The sequence below is a fragment of the Paenibacillus sp. FSL L8-0644 genome (genome assembly GCF_038008165.1).
GTDB lineage: Bacteria > Bacillota > Bacilli > Paenibacillales > Paenibacillaceae > Paenibacillus > Paenibacillus polymyxa_D.
In genome coordinates this window covers 1,558,155-1,577,458 of the sequence record NZ_JBBOYN010000001.1, presented here as the reverse complement: position 1 = coordinate 1,577,458, position 19,304 = coordinate 1,558,155, and the positions used below count along the sequence as shown (strand labels likewise).

20 protein-coding genes, 6 tRNA genes and 1 riboswitch are annotated in these 19,304 nt (G+C 46.0%); of the genes, 7 read left to right on the top strand and 19 right to left on the bottom strand.

Annotated features, from left to right (window positions below):
• The first annotated feature begins 61 nt into the window (after nt 1–61).
• Together NSS94_RS07095 and NSS94_RS07090 are read left to right on the top strand one after the other, a co-directional pair.
• The gene (locus NSS94_RS07095) at nt 62–604 is read left to right on the top strand and encodes a PadR family transcriptional regulator (RefSeq protein ID WP_340884729.1); all 543 of its coding nucleotides are present in this window, start codon (nt 62–64) and stop codon (nt 602–604) included.
• 13 nt (nt 605–617) lie between these two features.
• Nucleotides 618–1,817: an MFS transporter gene (locus NSS94_RS07090; protein WP_340884727.1), complete on the top strand. Its 1,200-nt coding sequence runs from the start codon at nt 618–620 to the stop codon at nt 1,815–1,817.
• A gap of 99 nt (nt 1,818–1,916) precedes the next feature.
• Here the strand turns inward: NSS94_RS07090 and kdpC are convergent, their stop codons facing one another.
• The 5 genes from kdpC to NSS94_RS07070 form a co-directional block, all read right to left on the bottom strand.
• Nucleotides 1,917–2,645: a potassium-transporting ATPase subunit KdpC gene (kdpC, locus tag NSS94_RS07085; protein WP_341039086.1), complete on the bottom strand. Its 729-nt coding sequence runs from the start codon at nt 2,643–2,645 to the stop codon at nt 1,917–1,919.
• Between the two features lie 19 nt (nt 2,646–2,664).
• Nucleotides 2,665–4,695, bottom strand: a complete 2,031-nt coding sequence (gene kdpB / locus NSS94_RS07080; RefSeq protein ID WP_340884722.1) for a potassium-transporting ATPase subunit KdpB — start codon at nt 4,693–4,695, stop codon at nt 2,665–2,667.
• Nucleotides 4,696–4,732: 37 nt separating this feature from the next.
• Complete coding sequence (gene kdpA, locus NSS94_RS07075) at nt 4,733–6,409, bottom strand: potassium-transporting ATPase subunit KdpA (protein WP_340884719.1); 1,677 nt, start codon at nt 6,407–6,409, stop codon at nt 4,733–4,735.
• Between the two features lie 149 nt (nt 6,410–6,558).
• Nucleotides 6,559–6,636, bottom strand: coding sequence for a potassium-transporting ATPase subunit F (locus NSS94_RS26205; RefSeq protein ID WP_071559652.1), 78 nt, complete (start codon nt 6,634–6,636; stop codon nt 6,559–6,561).
• A 183-nt stretch (nt 6,637–6,819) separates the two neighbouring features.
• Entirely contained in the window at nt 6,820–7,215 is a 396-nt protein-coding gene (locus NSS94_RS07070; RefSeq protein WP_340884718.1) for a hypothetical protein, read from the bottom strand.
• Between the two features lie 114 nt (nt 7,216–7,329).
• Nucleotides 7,330–7,502, bottom strand: a riboswitch (cyclic di-AMP (ydaO/yuaA leader).
• A 465-nt stretch (nt 7,503–7,967) separates the two neighbouring features.
• On the opposite strand from NSS94_RS07070, the gene NSS94_RS07065 reads away from it, so the two are divergent.
• Nucleotides 7,968–8,444: a glutathione peroxidase gene (locus NSS94_RS07065; protein ID WP_341039085.1), complete on the top strand. Its 477-nt coding sequence runs from the start codon at nt 7,968–7,970 to the stop codon at nt 8,442–8,444.
• Nucleotides 8,445–8,600: 156 nt separating this feature from the next.
• On the opposite strand, the gene NSS94_RS07060 is transcribed toward NSS94_RS07065, so the two are convergent.
• Nucleotides 8,601–8,683 (bottom strand) — tRNA-Leu (locus NSS94_RS07060).
• Between the two features lie 342 nt (nt 8,684–9,025).
• Between NSS94_RS07060 and NSS94_RS07055 the strand changes: the two genes are divergently transcribed.
• Nucleotides 9,026–9,247 (top strand): Rha family transcriptional regulator, encoded by a 222-nt coding sequence (locus NSS94_RS07055; RefSeq protein ID WP_069291380.1) that lies wholly within the window; start codon nt 9,026–9,028, stop codon nt 9,245–9,247.
• 124 nt (nt 9,248–9,371) lie between these two features.
• On the opposite strand, the gene NSS94_RS07050 is transcribed toward NSS94_RS07055, so the two are convergent.
• The 6 genes from NSS94_RS07050 to NSS94_RS07025 form a co-directional block, all read right to left on the bottom strand.
• On the bottom strand, nt 9,372–9,755 hold the full coding sequence (locus NSS94_RS07050) for a helix-turn-helix domain-containing protein (protein ID WP_250243807.1): 384 nt from the start codon (nt 9,753–9,755) through the stop codon (nt 9,372–9,374).
• Nucleotides 9,756–9,848: 93 nt separating this feature from the next.
• Complete coding sequence (locus NSS94_RS07045; RefSeq protein ID WP_341039083.1) at nt 9,849–10,223, bottom strand: helix-turn-helix domain-containing protein; 375 nt, start codon at nt 10,221–10,223, stop codon at nt 9,849–9,851.
• A gap of 185 nt (nt 10,224–10,408) precedes the next feature.
• Nucleotides 10,409–10,864 carry a MarR family winged helix-turn-helix transcriptional regulator gene (locus tag NSS94_RS07040; RefSeq protein WP_023987598.1) on the bottom strand — a complete coding sequence of 152 codons (456 nt, stop codon included), beginning with the start codon at nt 10,862–10,864 and terminating at the stop codon, nt 10,409–10,411.
• 163 nt (nt 10,865–11,027) lie between these two features.
• Nucleotides 11,028–11,110, bottom strand: a tRNA-Leu gene (locus NSS94_RS07035).
• 15 nt (nt 11,111–11,125) lie between these two features.
• Nucleotides 11,126–11,201, bottom strand: a tRNA-Lys gene (locus tag NSS94_RS07030).
• A gap of 86 nt (nt 11,202–11,287) precedes the next feature.
• Nucleotides 11,288–11,359 (bottom strand) — tRNA-Glu (locus NSS94_RS07025).
• 245 nt (nt 11,360–11,604) lie between these two features.
• Here NSS94_RS07025 and NSS94_RS07020 point away from each other — a divergent pair.
• Both NSS94_RS07020 and NSS94_RS07015 read left to right on the top strand, forming a co-directional pair.
• On the top strand, nt 11,605–12,366 hold the full coding sequence (locus tag NSS94_RS07020; RefSeq protein WP_029516347.1) for a DeoR/GlpR family DNA-binding transcription regulator: 762 nt from the start codon (nt 11,605–11,607) through the stop codon (nt 12,364–12,366).
• A 69-nt stretch (nt 12,367–12,435) separates the two neighbouring features.
• Nucleotides 12,436–13,311: a Cof-type HAD-IIB family hydrolase gene (locus tag NSS94_RS07015; RefSeq protein ID WP_029516346.1), complete on the top strand. Its 876-nt coding sequence runs from the start codon at nt 12,436–12,438 to the stop codon at nt 13,309–13,311.
• A 179-nt stretch (nt 13,312–13,490) separates the two neighbouring features.
• On the opposite strand, the gene NSS94_RS07010 is transcribed toward NSS94_RS07015, so the two are convergent.
• The 3 genes from NSS94_RS07010 to NSS94_RS07000 form a co-directional block, all read right to left on the bottom strand.
• Nucleotides 13,491–13,579: transfer RNA gene (locus tag NSS94_RS07010), tRNA-Ser, on the bottom strand.
• Between the two features lies 1 nt (nt 13,580).
• Nucleotides 13,581–13,656 (bottom strand) — tRNA-Asn (locus NSS94_RS07005).
• A 44-nt stretch (nt 13,657–13,700) separates the two neighbouring features.
• Nucleotides 13,701–14,225, bottom strand: coding sequence for a SprT family protein (locus tag NSS94_RS07000; RefSeq protein WP_029516345.1), 525 nt, complete (start codon nt 14,223–14,225; stop codon nt 13,701–13,703).
• 144 nt (nt 14,226–14,369) lie between these two features.
• On the opposite strand from NSS94_RS07000, the gene cmpA reads away from it, so the two are divergent.
• Nucleotides 14,370–14,504: a cortex morphogenetic protein CmpA gene (cmpA, locus tag NSS94_RS06995; protein ID WP_007429337.1), complete on the top strand. Its 135-nt coding sequence runs from the start codon at nt 14,370–14,372 to the stop codon at nt 14,502–14,504.
• Between the two features lie 104 nt (nt 14,505–14,608).
• Here cmpA and NSS94_RS06990 read toward each other — a convergent pair whose 3' ends face one another.
• The 4 genes from NSS94_RS06990 to alr form a co-directional block, all read right to left on the bottom strand.
• The gene (locus tag NSS94_RS06990; protein ID WP_039269623.1) at nt 14,609–16,831 is read right to left on the bottom strand and encodes a Tex family protein; all 2,223 of its coding nucleotides are present in this window, start codon (nt 16,829–16,831) and stop codon (nt 14,609–14,611) included.
• Nucleotides 16,832–17,010: 179 nt separating this feature from the next.
• On the bottom strand, nt 17,011–17,361 hold the full coding sequence (locus tag NSS94_RS06985) for a type II toxin-antitoxin system PemK/MazF family toxin (RefSeq protein ID WP_007429335.1): 351 nt from the start codon (nt 17,359–17,361) through the stop codon (nt 17,011–17,013).
• A 6-nt stretch (nt 17,362–17,367) separates the two neighbouring features.
• Nucleotides 17,368–17,649, bottom strand: coding sequence for a CopG family ribbon-helix-helix protein (locus NSS94_RS06980; RefSeq protein ID WP_007429334.1), 282 nt, complete (start codon nt 17,647–17,649; stop codon nt 17,368–17,370).
• 291 nt (nt 17,650–17,940) lie between these two features.
• A complete protein-coding gene (gene alr, locus NSS94_RS06975) occupies nt 17,941–19,137 on the bottom strand; it encodes an alanine racemase (protein WP_341039081.1) in 1,197 nt (398 codons plus the stop codon).
• Nucleotides 19,138–19,304 lie beyond the last annotated feature (167 nt).

Here is a 19,304-nt window from a genome sequence, read left to right as displayed (position 1 = left end):
CACAATACTAAATGTTTAGTATTAAAAGTTTATTATTAAACTATATGGAGGAGATATTATCTTGAGTACAACACGTGTGATGGTTCTTGGGCTCTTGCTGCAATATGGGGCAATGTCAGGATACGAAATACAACAGAAAATGCAATCTGCACAAACGGATAAATGGGCTTATGTGCAACCAGCTTCCATATATCATGCCTTAAAAAAAATGGATTCAGAAGGAATTGTACAGTTAGAAACGTTAGAACAGACAGGGAACCGGTCCAAAGCTATATATGCTATCACGGAGGCAGGAAAGAGTGAGTTTAGTCGGCTTTTAATCGAATCATTTAAAGAATCTTCTGTTGTATTTCCAACAGCACTGTACACAGCTTTAACCTTTATGGATGAGGCTGGGCTCCATGAAATTGAAGAAGCTTTAAGTTTTCAGCAGCAAGCCGTCGAAAAAATCTATAGAGAAATGAAATTAGGGCAAGAACAAAAAGCTGAACTTATGGATATCCCTGTAAACGTTATGTTAATTTTCAGAAATATTTATGATCAATGTGAGCTTCAATTAAAATTTGTCAAACAAATTAAAGAGGAAATCAGAAGAAATTTATGAGGAGGATGTAATAATGAAACTGAGTAAAGGAGCACAAAATAAGCAAAAAGCTGCACTAATGGTTGTCGGATTAGCTGTATTCATTGATATGTTAATCTATGGATTAGTCGTTCCCATTTTGCCAAGGTATGCAGATTCTTTGGGCGCAACTCAAACTGAAATCGGATTTTTATTCAGCAGTTATGCAATCGCATTATTTATAGCTACACCTGTTTTTGGCCTATTAACGGATCGGATTGGGAGAAAGACACCTCTATTATGGGGGTTAATTGGACTCATAGCCTCCACTTTAATGTTTACCATAGCCCACACTTTCTGGCTACTTGTAGTGGCACGCGCTCTTCAGGGAATAGCAGCCGCAATGACCTGGACAGCAGGACTCGCTCTCTTGGCTGATCTATACCCTTCTGAAGAACGTGGTAAAGCCATGGGCTTGGCATTATCCGGTCAAGCCGCCGGAACCCTTCTCGGACCAACAATTGGCGGTTGGTTGTATCAATGGGGAAGTTACCAGCTTCCTTTTTACTTTGCCATCTCCTTGGCCGTCATCGATGCTATACTTCGACTAATTCTCCTACATGATATTCCGGAAGCGAAAAATGAAAAGTATATTTCCCCTTTCTCGTTCATGAAAAATAAAGATTTGCTTTTGGTTATTGGAGTGGTGATTATCGGCGCATCCATCCCAAGCGTACTTGAGCCAACATTACCGTTACACCTACAGCACAATTTTAGCGCTAACCCAGGACTTATTGGATTATTATTTGCTATTCCCACACTTGCTTATGGCCTGGCAACACCTTTTATAGGACAGTTTTCTAGTAAAATCGGCTATAAAAACGGAATTCTCCTCGGTCTACTTATGGTATCCATCGCACTTCCTCTAACTGCACTTCCAGCAATATTATCGCTTCAAGCTGTTATTTTAGCTATTTTAGGGGTTAGCATGGGTATGGTCCTTGCTCCCTGCTTACCTCAACTTGCTGATATCTCTCAACGAAGTGGAATTCATTCTTATGGAATTACTTTTGCACTCTATAACACGGCATACTCGATTGGCCTAATGATCGGCCCTATTTTGAGCAGTACTCTCACGGATCTAATGAATATTAAGTTCTCTTATTTAATCATAGGCATTATTGTATTTATATACATGTTCGTACTCGCTTCAACCTTAAGGAAAGCCAAAAATTCATATCCCCATAAGAAATAAAACATTTTATTACATATTTTTACACCACAGAGCATTCCAGTCCCTGAAAAAAAGGTATCCCTCAAGCTTATCGCTCAGGAATACCTTTTTTTGATCCATCTATAGCTTGACATGCTCTACTTTCATTTGCGCCTCAAGCGCGAGATTCAGCTTGAGCACGTTGACACGCGGCTCGCCGAACACGCCGGCGCTGCGGCCTTCTGTCTGCTCCTGCACCAGTGCTCTCAGTTGATCCTGCGGGATACCCGTCAAGCCGCTAATGCGCGGAATTTGCATCCATGCCGCCTGTGGCGAGATGTGTGGGTCCAGACCGGAGCCGGAGTTCGTAATCAGGTCCACCGGAACCTGACTAACAGGCACATCCGGGTTATGCTTCTGCCAATCCGCAATAGAGTCCTTGACTCGCTGTATCAAGGCCGGATTCGACGGTGCGTAGTTACTAGAGCCTGAACCAACCCCATTATAATCAACGCTCGATACCCGACCTTGAAAAAACGCCGAATCAGTGAAAGACTGCCCAATCAGTTCGGAGCCGACCACCCGCCCCTCCGCGTCACGAAGCATACTGCCGTTTGCTTGCTGCGGAAACAGAACCTGCGCTATTCCTGTACTGGCTAGCGGATATGCCAAACCGCACAAGAGAATCATCAGCACCGAAGTTCGCAAAGCCACTCCAATAACTGTACTTCCTCGCATCTCTTGTCTCTCCGGTTTTCCTTCCGACACAGTCCCGGTCCCTGTATGTTTGTTATGACCTTGTCCGCCAGATTCAGCTTTTTCGTGCGCAGCAAATCTGCGTCCAGACATTATCCGATAAAAACCACTCATGTCATTCACCCTTTCTGCGCTAAATCCACAAATGCACCAGCAAATCAATGGCCTTAATGCCGATAAACGGTACGACCATACCGCCCAGACCGTAAATCAGCAAATTCCGTCCCAGTAGGCGATCCGAGCTCATCGGTTTATACTTCACGCCCTTCATGGCCAGCGGAATCAGAAGCGGAATAATAACCGCGTTAAAGATCAGCGCCGACAAAATAGCGGACAGCGGGGAGCCAAGCCCCATGACGTTCAAAGCGCCCATTTGGGGAATGGCCAGCATGAACATCGCCGGGATGATGGCAAAATATTTGGCAACATCGTTCGCAATGCTGAACGTTGTCAATGCTCCGCGCGTCATAAGCAGCTGCTTGCCGATCGCGACCACCTCAATAATTTTAGACGGATCGGAATCCAGGTCCACCATATTAGCCGCTTCTTTGGCTGCGACTGTGCCGCTATTCATGGCAAGGCCGACATCCGCTTGCGCCAGCGCAGGTGCATCATTCGTGCCGTCTCCGGTCATGGCAACCAGCTTTCCCTGTTCCTGCTCGCGTCGGATAACCGCGATTTTGTCCTCCGGCTTGCTCTCAGCTACAAAGTCGTCCACTCCCGCTTCTCGTGCAATTGTAGCTGCTGTCAGCGGATTATCTCCGGTACACATGATCGTACGGATACCCATTTCCCGGAGCTGATCAAACCGTTCCTTCATGCCTGGCTTCACTGTATCTTTCAAATAAATAATGCCGTATATCTGATCATCCAGCGCGACTGCCAGCGGTGTACCTCCTTCAGAGGCTACCTGATTCGCTTTTTCCTCCAGATCGGCTGGAACACTGCCGTTTTGCGATACGATCCATTGCCGAACAGAATCCACCGCACCCTTGCGTACCTTTCGTCCATCGGCCAGATCCAGACCACTCATCCGGGTCTCCGCCTTGAATTCGATAAAGGTTCCACCTGCTGCCAAGGATGCATCCAACGTATGCTCCTGTTTGCGCATCAATTCGAGAACCGAGCGACCCTCTGGCGTCTCATCCTTCATTGAGCTAATCGCGGCCCACTTCACTAACTCTGCCTTCTCCACGCCCTCTACAGGCACGAATTCACTCGCCATTCGGTTCCCGAAGGTGATTGTACCTGTTTTATCCAGAATCATCGTGTTGATATCCCCAGAAGCTTCTACCGCCTTGCCTGACATGGCCAGTACGTTAAACTGGGTGACTCGGTCCATACCGGCAATCCCGATAGCTGACAACAGTCCTCCAATCGTGGTCGGAATCAGACAGACTAGCAACGAGATCAGCACAGGAACAGGCAAATCAATGTTAAAATGACGGGCAATCGGCGCTAGCGTAACCACCACAATTAGAAAAATAATCGTCAAGCTAATCAGCAAAGTGTTCAGTGCAATCTCATTCGGCGTTTTTTGCCGCTGTGCGCCTTCCACGAGCGAAATCATTTTATCAATAAATGTCTCGCCCGGCTCTGTCGTAATTCGCACCTTAATCCGGTCACTGACTACTCGCGTCCCGCCGGTTACCGAGCAAAAATCACCACCCGATTCCTTGATGACCGGAGCCGATTCTCCCGTAATTGCAGATTCATCCACCGAAGCCAGACCTTCAATGACCTCACCATCGCTTGGAATCATTTCGCCCTGGGAGACAATAACCACGTCCCCCTTACGCAATTCGGTTGAGCTAACCACCTGAATGTCATTTCCGATGAGCTTGTTAGCTTGTGTATCCTGCTTGGATTTTTTTAAAGAGGCAGCTTGTGCCTTACCCCGCCCCTCCGCGAGCGCTTCGGCAAAGTTGGCAAAAAGCAACGTAAACAACAGAATAACAAACACGGCCAGGTTAAAGCCCATTTCCTTTCCAGTTCCAAAATAACCGGGAAACAGTAGCATTAGCAGCACGACCAATGTACCGATCTCCACGACGAACATGACAGGATTTTTCATCATGATCATCGGATTTAATTTTATAAAGCTATCCTTGATCGCATGCTTCAAGATGCTTCTGTCCAGCATGTGTTTGCGTTGTTCCTTCATGATCAAACACCCCGTTCATCCATTCTCATTTTCTTCTTCACATGGTCAAAAATTCAGCAACAGGTCCCAATACGATGACGGGTAAAAAGGTCAACGCACCAATCAGCAGCACGACCCCGATCAGAATGGCTCCAAATAACTTGTTGTCCGTGCGCAGTGTCCCCGTCGTCACCGGAGTCGGTGCTTTGGCATTCAACGAAGCCGCCACAGCCAACAATGCAATCATAGATACATATCGTCCGAAGAACATAACCATCCCCGTTGTCATGTTCCAGAATACGTTGTTATCCGAAAGACCTTCAAACCCCGAACCATTATTTGCGGCAGATGACGCATATTCATAGAGCACCTGAGTCAACCCGTGATAGCCAGGGTTAGTGACCGCATCGTATCCCCAATGACTCATAAATGCAAGTGCAGTTGGGGCGAGAATGAGAAACGGATGTACCAAAATGGCAATCGCGATCAGCTTCATTTCCTTGCCTTCAATTTTCCTTCCCATAAATTCTGGAGTTCTCCCGACCATCAGTCCGCATATAAACACACCCAGAATCGCATACATCAGCATATTCATCAGCCCGACACCCTTGCCGCCAAAAATGACGTTTAGCATCATTTCTCCCAAAGCAGCCATACCACCCAGTGGGGTTAGTGTATCATGCATATTATTGACCGAACCTGTCGTTGCCGCTGTCGTGACCGCAGTGAATAAAGCCGATTGTCCAATGCCGAAACGAACCTCTTTCCCTTCCATGCTTCCCTGAGAAGCATCCACACCCAGTGTCTGGATTAACGGATTACCTGTCTTTTCAGACACGTACGTAATGGATAGAAAAATAAGAAACAATACCATCATGGAGCTAAAAATAATCCAGCCCTGCTTACGATTACGGGCAAACAATCCAAAGGTATACGGCAACGAAGCCGGCATTACCCACATTGCCAAAATTTCCAGCACGTTCGTCCAAGGACTTGGATTTTCAAAAGGATGCGCAGAGTTAGCTCCCGCATAACCGCCCCCGTTCGTCCCCAAATGCTTGATGGACTCCAGAGAAGCAATAGGTCCCATAGAAATCTGCTGCTGTGTTCCGCTCAGCGTCGTAAGATCCGCCGTAGGCTGTAGCGTCTGCGGTACCTTCAATCCAACCAGCACCAGCGTTAGCACAAAGGCCAGCGGCAGGAAAATCCTTATAATGGCTTTAATAAAATCTTGAAAAAAATTGCCCATCCCTTCACCGCGCCGCGTCAATCCCCTCATAAAAGCCGCAGCAACCGCAAAACCGGAAGCAGCCGAAGTGAACATCATCATCGTGACGAACGCCATCTGTGTCAGATACGTAAGCCCGCTTTCTCCGCTATAATGTTGGAGATTTGTATTCGTCATAAAGCTGATTACCGTATTAAAAGCTAGTGATGCTTCCATATTACTGTTTCCCGCCGGATTACCGGGAAGCATTCCCTGTAAACGCAACAGCAAGTAGCTGATCGCCACAAGCACGACGTTCGTAGCAATGAAACTCATAACATACGTGGTCCATCGCATGCTCTCCACTTTCTTCAAACCTACTACCTTATAAATCAGCTTTTCTGTTCTGCCAAAAATCCGATCCGTCCGATTCGGTTCATTCGAGAATACATGATACATATATGTACCCATTGGCTTTACCAAGAGCAGCAATATAAGGATCACAATTCCAATTTGAAGCAGCTCCATCCTCTATTCCTCCTTCAAAATGCTCCTGCGTTTGGAACAACAGACCCGATTCAGACCATCTATGGAGTGCACACGTTTGCGAAAACCTGCTACCTATGATGCTTAATATTCAGATCTGTTGTTCCCGCCCGCTCTACCCCTATAGCTGACTAGAACTTTTCAGGGTTCAGGAGTGCGTAGATTAAATACATAAACACAATAGCCGTAAGCCCAAGTATAACAATCATCCTCTTCGTCCTCCTTTAGAGGTCTGCGCATCACACCAGCGTACAAACAGCAATATCACTCCATAACTCACAGCCATGACGAGCAGCATGTATATATCCATCATGTTCATAACCTCCGTATCGGTCCTCAGATCGCCATTCTTATTTCATCATAAAATCATAAAACAACTATGTTATAAGTGCTTATCCGTTCAGCAGAAAACCCACCTCTCCGTTCAATGTGTAGATCACATGGTCCGCTCCCAATCCCCGATAAATTCCTTGTGGATTACAGCCGTGCGTAATAACATAGATCGATTCCGATGTTAGTGGCCGACATATTTGCAGGAAACGGCAAGTCAGATTCAAGCTGTTCTCGAACAAATACACACTACCAATTTCTTTTTTTGGAAATTTCCATTTTCCCGCTTGCATGGTATTGATGCGGACAATGTGCTCCACACCCATTTTTTTGAGCTGTCGTTCCTCCTGGGCGCTATTCGTGAGAACTGCAAACGCCAATTTTTTGAACATAAGCAATTTCACAAAACTTCTGCCCGCTTCATTCGGTGCAGTGACAATAATTAACCGACCTTCCATCAGTAGCTCCTCTCCCGGTATAAAAAGACAACAAAAAGAAGCCGAAGGAAAAAGGCTTTCCTCCGGCTTCTACATATCCATGATAAAATAAACCATGGCTGCACACGGCGGTTTGTTGCCTCTCCCTGTACGCTTACGAGGTTAGCTGTCGGATTCGGACGTGAGAGTCGCCCTATTTCTGGTACTTGACCGGAAAATTCACCCCATGAGACACACGGCTTCCGAAGCCGTACAGTCTCGATTGGTTCCCCCGCTTTTGCAACTGCAAAATTCAGCGCTATAGACATTTCGTTGTTGCTTCATTCAAGTTAATTTGAAATTACGTCTTGAATCATACACCCGCGCAAGGAAGACTGTAAAGCTCAACTACGGGGTTATAAATCGGCCTTTAGAGCATAGAAGATTAATAATAACGCTTACAATACAACCATTCTTCTCACAGCTCACTCAATCTCTGTTTTTCATCCCTTTTTGAAAATGACAAGCATGTCAATATTGGCGTAGGGTAAGGCGTTATTGGCCTTTTTTTTGTATAAGAGAAGAAAATACGCTATATGTACCAGCTAAACACCGATTGAACCCGCTTTTATAAGAAGAAACACCTTAATTCGCTCCATTTGCGGTGCGATTTACTGTTTTGAGCAAAATACGATTTTACAGCGACTAAGGCTTAATACAACTTTTCCAAACTTGCAACCCTTCTTTAAATTGCTTACAATTTAATTGTTGAATATTGAATAAGGAGAGATACTATGACCGTTTATGAATATGATGCGCAAACCCTGCAAGGGAAACAAATTCCGTTATCCATATATGAAGGGAACGTTCTGCTTATCGTGAACACTGCCAGCAAATGTGGGTTAACCCCCCAATACAAAGCGCTACAAGAGCTATATAACCAGTACCATGAACAAGGGCTCGAAATTTTGGGATTTCCCAGCAACCAATTCGCCAAACAAGAGCCTGGTTCCAGCGAGGAGATTTCCGAGTTTTGCCAGATCAATTATGGTGTTACCTTTCCGATGTTCGCCAAGACAGATGTCAATGGCGATCAAGCTCACCCCTTATTTCGCTACCTGACCCAAACAGCTCCGGGAGTATTAGGGTCCAAAGCGATCAAATGGAATTTTACTAAATTCTTAATTACACGAGAAGGTAACGTATTTAAGCGCTATGCACCGCAAACCACTCCAGATAAACTGGCGGGAGATATAGAGAAGCTTTTGTAGCAAAACTGACATTATTCTTTATCACAGTTAATAAACGACCTGTTGTCTACCGTTGCTTCTGTGGCTAAAGGATATAACGAAAAATACTTAACAAAAAAAAGCATCCCTTCACGTAAAACGTGTCAGGATGCTTTTTTAACTAGGTCTTGCATATAATGCGGTCGAGAGGACTCGAACCTCCACGGGCGTACGCCCACTACCCCCTCAAGATAGCGTGTCTGCCATTCCACCACGACCGCAAATCATAATGTATTGAGGCAACAGATTTATTATACTCTCTCATCAACTATTTGTAAACAAAAATATTATAATTATTTTAACATACATATATGAGCGATAATAATACCGTCCTGCATAAAGATAACCGCTTGCTGAACTATGCATTAATGTTGCCCCCTTACGGATTATCAGAACCACCTAGCACTTAACTAAGTAATTAATTTGACGAAATAACGTATTTACGATTGTAAAAACACGTATAAAAGTGTATCATAGTTTTAGATGGTTAATTCTAACATGTTTACTGATGATTATTATAACACACCAATTATTCCGCAAGAATCCGTAAGGGGCGATTTCTCTTGAACAACAAAATGCCTGTCACCTCCTTCGGGTGGGCCATCAAACAACGGCTTGTCGAACTTCGACTGGATCAGAAAACATTTTGTGAGACACACAATATTCCACCTTCACGCTTGTCCAATCTGATTCACGGCACCCGCAAAGCACAAAGGTACAGAAAACAAGTTGCTGCAATTCTGAACATCGACGATAACGATTATAAGGAGGCACCGCCACTCTAAACCCAACAAGCATTCCAGTTACATATAGGTCATTCCATACCACCAAGAAACCAAATAAACCCGTAAAGCGAACCTCTCCAGTTCGTTTACGGGTTTTCAACCCAGACGATTTTTAGCCAAAAAGTTATTCTGGCTTTGTTTTATCCTTCTCACTTTTTTGCTTACGGTATTTTGCAAATTCGACATATTCTAAAATAAAATTCCGTTCTTCCGTCTCCAGATTTTCTGCCTGGCAATTCAGTGGCCCCATCACTCCAAAAAAATAAGCAGCCTTCTGCTCCTGAAGTACGCCTTCTCCTGGCTTAATCCCTTTCATCAACCAATCGAGCGATACATTAAAAAAGTCCGAAATCTGAATCAAATGGGTGGTACCCGGCGTTGTTTTGCCCCTTCTCCAATCACCAAGATTCCCTGAACTGATTTTAAGTTTTTCACAAAATGCCTTCTTGGTCATTCCGCGATCCTTAATCAAAGCTTCAATCCGCTGATAAATAGTTTGATCTCCCAAAATATTTCCCCTCCGACACAGTAACTTTTTCTGAAATAATTTTCATTCTTTAGCCTTACTCATTAGTAATCCTCATCAAATCCTAAGCAACCATTACCCCATAGTAGAATTGCGCTGGTTTTTCTCATTACGAAAGCGGGTAAATTCAATATACTCAAGTATAAAATTTCTTTCCGCCTCACTAAGCGGTTCCCCCTGGCAATTCAGTTGCCCTGAAGCATCAAAAAAATAAGGGTCTTGCGACTCCTTTAGCACCTCACCCTGTACATCTCGACCCAGCATAATCCAATCCAGACTGGCATCAAAAAAAGAAGCGATTTCAATGAGTTTATTCGTGCCTGGCGTCGTTTTTCCTCTTTTCCAATCCCCGAAGTTCCCTGTACTAATGCCTAACTGCTGGCAGAACGCCTTTTTCGTCATTCCCCGTTCCTTGATGAGTTCCTCGATGCGATGGTAAATAGATTGCATAGAAGTTCCTTCCTCCCTAGCAGGCTCTCAAATAACGATATCATGTTCTCTGTTCCCATTTCAAAGATCACGTATGCTAAAATTACCGAATTATGTATGTTGGTTCCCATTATACCACAACACGCAACAAAAACCGCCTGTTTTCCGAAGAAAGGGCGGTCTTTAAGCCGGTTCACTTACGCCAATCACGTAGCAGAGTTGTCGATTTTAAGTAAAATATGCTTCAATTCATTCAAAGTTTCACTCAGATGCAATAAATCTTCTTCTGGCAGATACACCAGTCTTTCTTGAATTTTATTGGAGAAGGTATGAAATACCTGTTCACAAAAAGCATCGCCTTCCTGTGTAATCGCTACATTTACGACTCTGCGATCCGAATCACACGACTGGCGGTCAGCCAACCCATGCTCCACCAGTTTGTCCAGAAGAGGAGTCATGTTCGGACGTGAGACATTGAGCTGTTTGGATAAATCAGATACCGTAGACGAACGTACTTCACGCAGAAGCATTAGCACCTGAAAGTTATTAGGCGACAAGTGTAATGGGAAATCGAGCGGACCGTAGGTGAAAAATTTCTTCTTCACAATCGGAAACAAGCCCAAAATATTTTCTGATATATTTCCTAACAGTTGAGTGTCCATATTTTTCACCGTCACTTCATAAGTTTATACTTATCATTCTATAACATTATGGCGTTATATTATACTATGGAATCATTATTTCATCATAATCATTACTTTATTACATCATTACACAAATAAAAAAAGCCTCTACCGCGAGAGACTTTTCCGTTCATTCCATTGATGCGGTCGAGAGGACTCGAACCTCCACGAGCGTACGCTCACTACCCCCTCAAGATAGCGTGTCTGCCATTCCACCACGACCGCATAACAAAATATAAATGGTGAGCCATGAAGGACTCGAACCTTCGACACCCTGATTAAAAGTCAGGTGCTCTACCAACTGAGCTAATGGCTCATGCTGTTCATCCAAGCTGTCCGCCATTAGACCAGACCTCAGGAATTTCCCTTAAGCATGCAACATGTAGTCTATAAAGACAACAATGACCCGTAGGGGATTCGAACCCCTGTTACCTCCGTGAAAGGGAGGTGTCTTAACCCCTTGACCAACGGGCCTTATTATTATGCGCCAACTTGGCGACAAGAAAGAGTATATCAAATAGAATAACAAATGGCAATACTTATTTTTGAAATTTTAAAAAAAGCAGTTTTTATCATTACAAAATGCATGTCCACTTACATTAACTTATCTAGAATCATTTAATCCCTGAAAAATCATGATAAATGATTGCAATACCACTTACATTTACTTATAATCACTTACGAGATACCGAAATCATTATATATCAGAGGAGCTTTCTATGTATCAGGAAGAACGAATGTTAAAAATCGTTGATTACTTACAGCTTCACAAGCGTATTTCGGTGGATGATATTTGTGAAATTTTTAATGTTTCACGGGATACGGCCCGTCGAGACCTGGTAAAACTTGAGGAGCATCAAAAAATTATTCGCACCCGCGGCGGCGCCCTTCTCCCTAAACTGCATCACGATCCAATTGGAAATTATAACGAAAGACTGCTTACTGTATCTGAGGAGAAACAAGTGATCGGACAATTGGCTGCCAACATGGTACGAGATAGGGATCGTATTATATTGGATTCCTCTACCACCGTACAGGCGTGTGCAGAAAGACTGAATGTGCAGGAATGTTCGGTTATCACCAATTCAATTAATCAGGCCGACGTACTATCTGGAAAAGACGGTGTCTCCATTCATCTGTTGGGAGGCCGCCTGCAAAAAGAGCACCGGTATGTATATGGCTCGTCCGTAATCGCCACTTTGTCTCACTATTTTGTAGACAAAGCTTTTATCGGGATTGGAGGCATATCATCCCACGGACTAAGCCTGATTCATGAAGAAGACGGTATGCTGAAGCATCAGATGATGAAACAGGCGGATCAGGTGATCATCCTTGCGGACCATTCGAAATTCGGAATTAATTTCCCGTATCGTTTTGCTGATTTATCTGAAGTTAATATCGTGATCACCGATCGCTTGCCAGAACCAGCAATGCTGGAAATTTTGCAACATCATGATATTGAAGTTGTTGTCCCCTCATAAAATATGAGACTGCTTAGCTAGAACTCAAGATTTATCACAGAGATATCGAAAGACAGGAGTTGGAGAGAAATGAAACTGTTTGCGATTGATATGGATGGAACACTGCTGAACGAGGAAGGAAAAATAAGCAAAGTGAACGCGGAGGCTATACGCCAAGCACAAAAGCAAGGCGTTCAGGTGACAATTGCCACTGGTAGAGCCGCTTATGACGCCTGGACAAAGCTAGAGGAAGCAGAACTTATAACTCCCGTCATTGGAGCAAACGGCGCAACCGTACACGATGTGCATCGTCGTCAGTTAACCTCTACTCCTATGGGCCGCAGTGAAACGTTTGAAGTGCTGAGCTGGCTGCACGATAACGACTTTTACTATGAGGTCATGACAGACCGCGCTATTTATTCTCCACAAAACGGACATCAGCTACTTGCTGTTGAAATGGATCGATTGCTGAGCGCCAACCCGGATATTTCGCTGGATACATTATTACACGCAGCCGAAAAACAATATGAACAGACCGGACATACCCGCATCGCTTCATATGAGGACATTCCACTGGATGTAGAGATTTATAACGTGCTCTGTTTCTCCTTTGATCAAGCCAAATTGGATCGGGGCCGTGAGCGTTACCAAAGTTTTCAGGGCCTGAACATGGTCATCTCTTCAGACCGTAACTTTGAAGTCGAGCATAAGGACGCGTCTAAAGGTAATGCATTGCGTTATCTGGCGAATCATCTGAGCATTCCCATGCAGGAAGCTGTAGCGATTGGGGACAGTTACAACGATATCTCCATGCTGACAATGGCAGGAAGAGGCATTGCCATGGGCAATGCAAAAGACGACATTAAGGCCGTCTGCTCCGAAGTGACTCTGACTAATACGGAAGATGGCGTCGCTCATGCTCTGTTGAACATACTTAAGACAGTTGAGGCTGACACTGTGAAATAGAAGTCATTGGCTGCTTACAAGACAGGTTGACGTCGCTTCATGGCGTACGCAGCACGTTCGTCTCTCCACTTAAACGAATTTCAGTCCACCGTTATTTTCAAAGCAGATCTAGACAAAAAGGACGCTCGCAAGCATCATTACAATGCATACGAGCGTCCTTTTTCTACTTAAAATACCAACGGAGAGAGAGGGATTCGAACCCTCGCACCGCTTTCGCAGCCTAACCCCTTAGCAGAGGGTCCCCTTATAGCCACTTGGGTACCTCTCCATGGCTCCCCGAACAGGACTCGAACCTGTGACAACTCGATTAACAGTCGAGTGCTCTACCAACTGAGCTATCAGGGAACATTACTGTAAATTATCTTACAGTATGGTTAATTTACCATGATTCAGGGGGTGCCGTCAAGTGCCAACAGGCGAAGCTTACCTCCACATTTCCCACAGCGATATCGCTGAGGATTCATCTTACGCTTGCGCATATACTCCTGTTTACAGGAAACGCATACTAGCTTGTAACGATAAGGCTGAGGCTTACGTTCCGTTCTTCCCGGCAGAGTCTGACAATGCCTGCTTCCTCCTACACGGGCCAACCATGCTTTGAAGTCAGCATCTCGATGCTGATAGCCCATCCCGCGCAAATGTAAATGATAATGGCACAGCTCATGCTTAATAATTTTCTCCACCTCAGAACGTCCGTAAGCTGCGAGTTGATGTGGATTAATTTCAATATGATGACTTTTCATAAAATACCTACCGCCTGTGGAAGACAGACGTACATTAAAGGTGGCTTGATGTCGAAACGGCACACCGAAGCTCTCCAGCGAAATGCGCTCTACCCATTCTTGAAGCTCTTCATTACTCATAGAATGGCTCATTGAATGGTTCATTGAATTGTTCAGGGACTTAGACTCCATCCTTACGGTCTCTCCTCCTTTGCTCCTTACTGACAAGCATATTATAAAATAACGACCGAAGTCTAACCCCCAATTCATAAGCACACTTTAGGTACCCACCCCATATGCTAAGCATACAGATGTAACGCAGAGGAGGAGATCGGCTTGCCTCAATGGCTCAGCAATCAGCTCATGCGGGCCTTTTACAAAAAGGACCGGCGCCAAATTAAACTGTTGAACGATTGTTGGTTTTTTTATCATAAAGCACCTGGCGTGGAGTTCGATGCCAACAACGGGTAAAAGCTAAAGGCATCCAAAATGAAAGCCGGAATCTCCGATGCAGTTCGGAGATTCCGGCTTTTGTTAACCCTTCACAAGAAGGTTGCACAGTTTTATTTAAAGTATTATGCCTGCGATTGCGCCTCTGCAGGAGGTTTCATCGTCAGACCAACCCTGCCTTTTTTCAAATCAACATTTAACACCCACACCGTTACGTTATCACCGACAGATACGACATCCATCGGATGCTTTACGAAGCCACTGCGCAGCTGTGAAATATGAACCAACCCGTCACTTTTAATACCGATATCGACAAACGCGCCAAAATCAATGACATTGCGGACGGTTCCCTGAAGCTCCATACCCGGTGCCAGATCCTCGATCTTCAGCACATCCTTGCGGAATACCGGCAACGGCAGCTCGTCACGCGGGTCACGGCCCGGACGCTGGAGACTGTCCAGAATATCCTTCAGTGTCGGCACGCCGACTTCCAGCTTCGCAGCTAGTTCGTCAATGTTGGACACGTTCAGTGCTTCCGTTGCAGCCTTGGTGCCCAGATCGTGGGCATTGATGGCCAGTTCCGCCAACAGGCGGTCTACGACAGCATAGGATTCAGGGTGAATCGGTGTGCGATCCAGCGGATTTTCTCCACCCGGTATACGGATAAAGCCAACAGATTGCTCGTAGGTTTTTGCACCAAGACGCGGCACCTTCTGCAACTGACGACGGTTGCTGAATTTACCGTTTTCCTCACGGTACTTAACGATGTTTTTGGCAATCGTCGCATTGATCCCTGCTACATAGGATAACAGCGCAGAGGAAGCCGTGTTCACATCTACACCGACATGGTTAACGGCTGATTCGACAACGTCCTTTAAGCTTTCATCCAGATGTTTCTGCGACACATCATGCTGGTATTGGCCTACACCAATAGCCTTCGGCTCAATCTTGACCAACTCAGCCAGCGGGTCCTGCACACGACGTGCGATGGAAGCCGCACTGCGCTCGGCCACGTCCAAATCGGGAAATTCCTCCTGTGCCAGCTTGGAGGCAGAGTATACGCTTGCGCCCGCCTCATTGACGATCAGATACGCTAGACTGCTGTCACCAATGTCCGCGATGACTTCCGCTACGAATTGCTCTGTCTCGCGCGAAGCGGTTCCGTTACCAATGACAATCAATTCGATCCCGTATTGGGCAATCAGCTGCTTGAACTTTTCAGCAGCCTCGCGCTTCTTGTTGTTCGGTGGTGTCGGATACGTCACAGCCACTTCGAGCAGCTTGCCGGTGTCATCGACAACCGCCAGCTTGCAGCCTGTCCGATAGGCCGGATCGACACCGAGCACACGTCGGCCCTTGATCGGAGCCTGTAGCAACAGGCTGCGCAAGTTGCCTGCAAAAATGGAGATCGCCTGCTGCTCGCCCTTCTCCGTCATTTCAGCGCGCACTTCACGCTCGATAGACGGCGCGATAAGTCTTTTATACGCATCCTCAATGACACTGCGCAGCAGATCTTGCACGACAGACGATCCTTTAATCACTTGGCCCGCCACGTAATTGTAAATGGAATCTGGCACTACCTCCAGACCAACCTTAAGAATGCCTTCCCGCTCCCCGCGATTAATCGCCAGAATACGATGAGGTGGCATTTTCTTAGCGAGTTCACGATAGCTGTAGTAGTTCTCATACACAGATTCTTGCTCTGCGTCCTTCGCTTCGGAGGTCAGCATACCATGGTCCAGCGTATATCGGCGTACCCATTGGCGAATAGCCGCATCATCCGCTATATTTTCAGCTAAAATGTCCAAGGCTCCTTGGATGGCCGCCTCGGCGCTGTCCACTCCCAGTTCCGCATTTACATAAGACTCGGCTTCTTTCAGAGCATCGCCCTGCTTCGGCTGGCTCCAGATCCAGATGGACAGCGGCTCCAGTCCCCGTTCCTTTGCTACACTGGCGCGGGTTTTGCGCTTTTGCCGATACGGACGGTACAGATCCTCCACTTCCTGAAGTTTAACCGCAGAGGTGATAGCCGCCTGCAGGTCTTCCGTCAGCTTGCCCTGCTCATCAATAATGCGGATGACCTCTACCTTACGATCCTCCAGATTACGCAAATACACTACACGATCTTCAATTTCACGTAGCTGATTTTCATCCAGCTCTCCTGTCATTTCCTTACGATAACGCGCGATAAAAGGAATTGTATTCCCTTCATCCAACAAACTAATCGTTGTCCGGATTTGCTTGAGTGCCAGCGACAGCTCTCTCGCCACTTGTTTGACAATCCGCTCTTGGCGTTCTGCTTCGTTCGGCTCCTGCCGGATTTCCGTCTTCGTTTCCTCGTTAGACAAACCTATCCCTTCTTCCTCACAACTCTTGTCATACAGCATGTCTTTCATTATCACAAAAAATGATTCAAAGCGCCAGCAGGTGCCGTTAGAGCAAGCCCTACCTGCATTTTTCATCAGACACGCAAAAGGACAGCGCCCAAGCGCTGCCCTTTTCCCGTTTCACTCGTCGTTCCATCACGCTAAAAATCAATCAAACCGAGACTGATTTGTAGCGAATCGCTCACTTTGCGCATAGTTTCTTCATCTAAGTGGGTGATTTTGTCGGTAAGCCTTTGCTTGTCGATCGTCCGAATTTGCTCCAGAAGAACAACAGAATCACGATCAAAGCCATGCGTCGCCGCGTCGATTTCCACGTGTGTAGGCAGCTTTGCCTTCTGAATCTGAGCGGTGATAGCTGCCACGATCACGGTAGGACTAAACCGGTTGCCGATATCATTTTGAATGATCAGCACAGGTCTGACGCCACCTTGCTCGGAACCGACTACGGGTGAAAGGTCTGCAAAAAAAACGTCGCCGCGCTTTACGATCAATATGGATTACACCCCGCTAACTGTACGGCCCAAGGTGCTGTTTGCATCTTCCTCCGCGTGAAAGGCTTCGGATGCCATGGTCAAGTTAATTTTAGCCATTTCCATGTATCCACGCTGCATAGCTTCACGAATGTAACGTTTTTTACGTTCGCCTACATACAGCTTCATGGCCTGCCTGATAAATTCACTGCGGTTGGAATTTTCCATAGCTACGATCCCGTCCACTTCCTGCAAGAGATGATCTGGCAAACTGATCATTATTCTTTTGGTGTTCTGCAAATTGGCCAACTTCTCTTCCACCCCCAAAACCTTGTCGCCATTGTACCATTATAACGTTATTCCCGGTAATTTATTCAAACGGAATACAAGAATGTATATGATATTCGTATATCATCTATGCTGCATTCCATTATAAACTACGCAGTTCGTTTTCGTACAGGCGTTTGATCCCCGAAATACAAGTGTCAGCGGAGCCTGATGCGTCTTTTGACAGTTATAGCGCTCTTTTCTTTCCTTTGTACATATTTCGGGACGTTCTGCGAAAACTCCTGCTTTTATTCGGTAATTTGCGTTATGAAATTAATTCCAGTGGGTTGGAAGAAGCGAGTTCACTCGAATAACAGGAACATGGCCTCGTGTGTATACACGCGGTACCCTGTCTGCGATCATGCAGATCACCTCATAGTGGATCGTACCAAGCTTGGATGCCAGCTCATCCGCTGCGATAGTTTCGCCGGACTGCTGACCGATGAGAACAACCTCTTCGCCGGTTTGGATTTCTTCCGCATCTTTTGCGAAAGATTGTAAGGATACCATACACTGGTCCATGCAAATCGTGCCTAGTACCGGGACGCGGCGACCGCGTATCAATACTTCGATCTTCCCACTCAGCATGCGGGAGTATCCATCCGCATAGCCGATTGGCAGTGTACCGATCCGTTCTTCACTGGTAGTCACATACCGGGTGCCATAGCTAACTCCCCAGCCAGGAGGAAGCGTCTTGGTATAAACTACCGCCGTCTTCAATGACAATACAGGCAGCAGTTCAATCGCTCGCCGGTTAACCTCATCAGACGGATACAGACCGTATATACTGATACCAATCCGCACCATATTGGGGGAAAGAGAAGGGGTATCAATGGTAGCGGCGCTGTTGCCCGTATGTATAATGGGAATGGTGATACCTTGTTCCCTTAGCGCTTCCGCCACGCCCCGAAACCGATCATATTGTAGCAGTGTATAGCTTTTGTCTTCTTCATCCGCGCGGGCAAAATGGGTGTACATGCCTTCCAGCAGCACCTGCTCTAATTCGTGAGCCTGCCGGACAAAAGCCATAGCCTCTTCTCCAGGCAGCAAACCCAGTCTTCCCATGCCGCTGTCTATTTTGATGTGCACCTTCAGCTTGCGTTCATTTCCTTGGCAGTCCAGTCTGCGGATACCCTCCAGCACTTCTTCACTGAACACAGTCAATGAGATATCATGCTCCCAAGCCGTTTGTACAGCTTCCGGTGGGGTATAGCCGAGTACAAGAATCGGTAGCTGAACCCCCGCATGACGAAGCTCCAACGCTTCATCCAGAAAAGCTACGCTCAAATAATCCGCACCAAGGCGTTCCAATTCCTTTGAAATTTCCACGGCACCGTGTCCGTAGGCATTCGCCTTGACACAGACCAGTATCAGCTTATCCGCTGGCAATGCCTTGCGAAAAGCTTCATAGTTGGCGCCAAGGTGATCCAGGTTGATTTCGGCCCGGGTCGATCTGTATTGTGCTTGCAAATCCAGTCACCTTCTTCAATTGTTAGCCTGTAACATAACCTTTTACCATTCGGAGTGTGGCAAAAGTGCTTGCTTCCAAAGGTTAATGGTAATGTTCAAAAACGTGGCTGTCAATGGCAGGGGGGCTTTACCAGCCTCCTCTACCATCTCTACAATAGAACAGGATA

Excerpts from the sequence above, each read along its gene's own strand:
- NSS94_RS07090 (WP_340884727.1), top strand. The coding sequence starts at position 618 with ATGAAACTGAGTAAAGGAGCACAAAATAAGCAAAAAGCTGCACTAATG.
- kdpC (WP_341039086.1), bottom strand. The coding sequence starts at position 2,645 with ATGAGTGGTTTTTATCGGATAATGTCTGGACGCAGATTTGCTGCGCAC.
- kdpB (WP_340884722.1), bottom strand. The coding sequence starts at position 4,695 with ATGAAGGAACAACGCAAACACATGCTGGACAGAAGCATCTTGAAGCAT.
- kdpA (WP_340884719.1), bottom strand. The coding sequence starts at position 6,409 with ATGGAGCTGCTTCAAATTGGAATTGTGATCCTTATATTGCTGCTCTTG.
- NSS94_RS26205 (WP_071559652.1), bottom strand. The coding sequence starts at position 6,636 with ATGATTGTTATACTTGGGCTTACGGCTATTGTGTTTATGTATTTAATC.
- NSS94_RS07070 (WP_340884718.1), bottom strand. The coding sequence starts at position 7,215 with ATGGAAGGTCGGTTAATTATTGTCACTGCACCGAATGAAGCGGGCAGA.
- NSS94_RS07065 (WP_341039085.1), top strand. The coding sequence starts at position 7,968 with ATGACCGTTTATGAATATGATGCGCAAACCCTGCAAGGGAAACAAATT.
- NSS94_RS07045 (WP_341039083.1), bottom strand. The coding sequence starts at position 10,223 with ATGCAATCTATTTACCATCGCATCGAGGAACTCATCAAGGAACGGGGA.
- NSS94_RS07040 (WP_023987598.1), bottom strand. The coding sequence starts at position 10,864 with ATGGACACTCAACTGTTAGGAAATATATCAGAAAATATTTTGGGCTTG.
- NSS94_RS07020 (WP_029516347.1), top strand. The coding sequence starts at position 11,605 with ATGTATCAGGAAGAACGAATGTTAAAAATCGTTGATTACTTACAGCTT.
- NSS94_RS07015 (WP_029516346.1), top strand. The coding sequence starts at position 12,436 with ATGAAACTGTTTGCGATTGATATGGATGGAACACTGCTGAACGAGGAA.
- NSS94_RS07000 (WP_029516345.1), bottom strand. The coding sequence starts at position 14,225 with ATGGAGTCTAAGTCCCTGAACAATTCAATGAACCATTCAATGAGCCAT.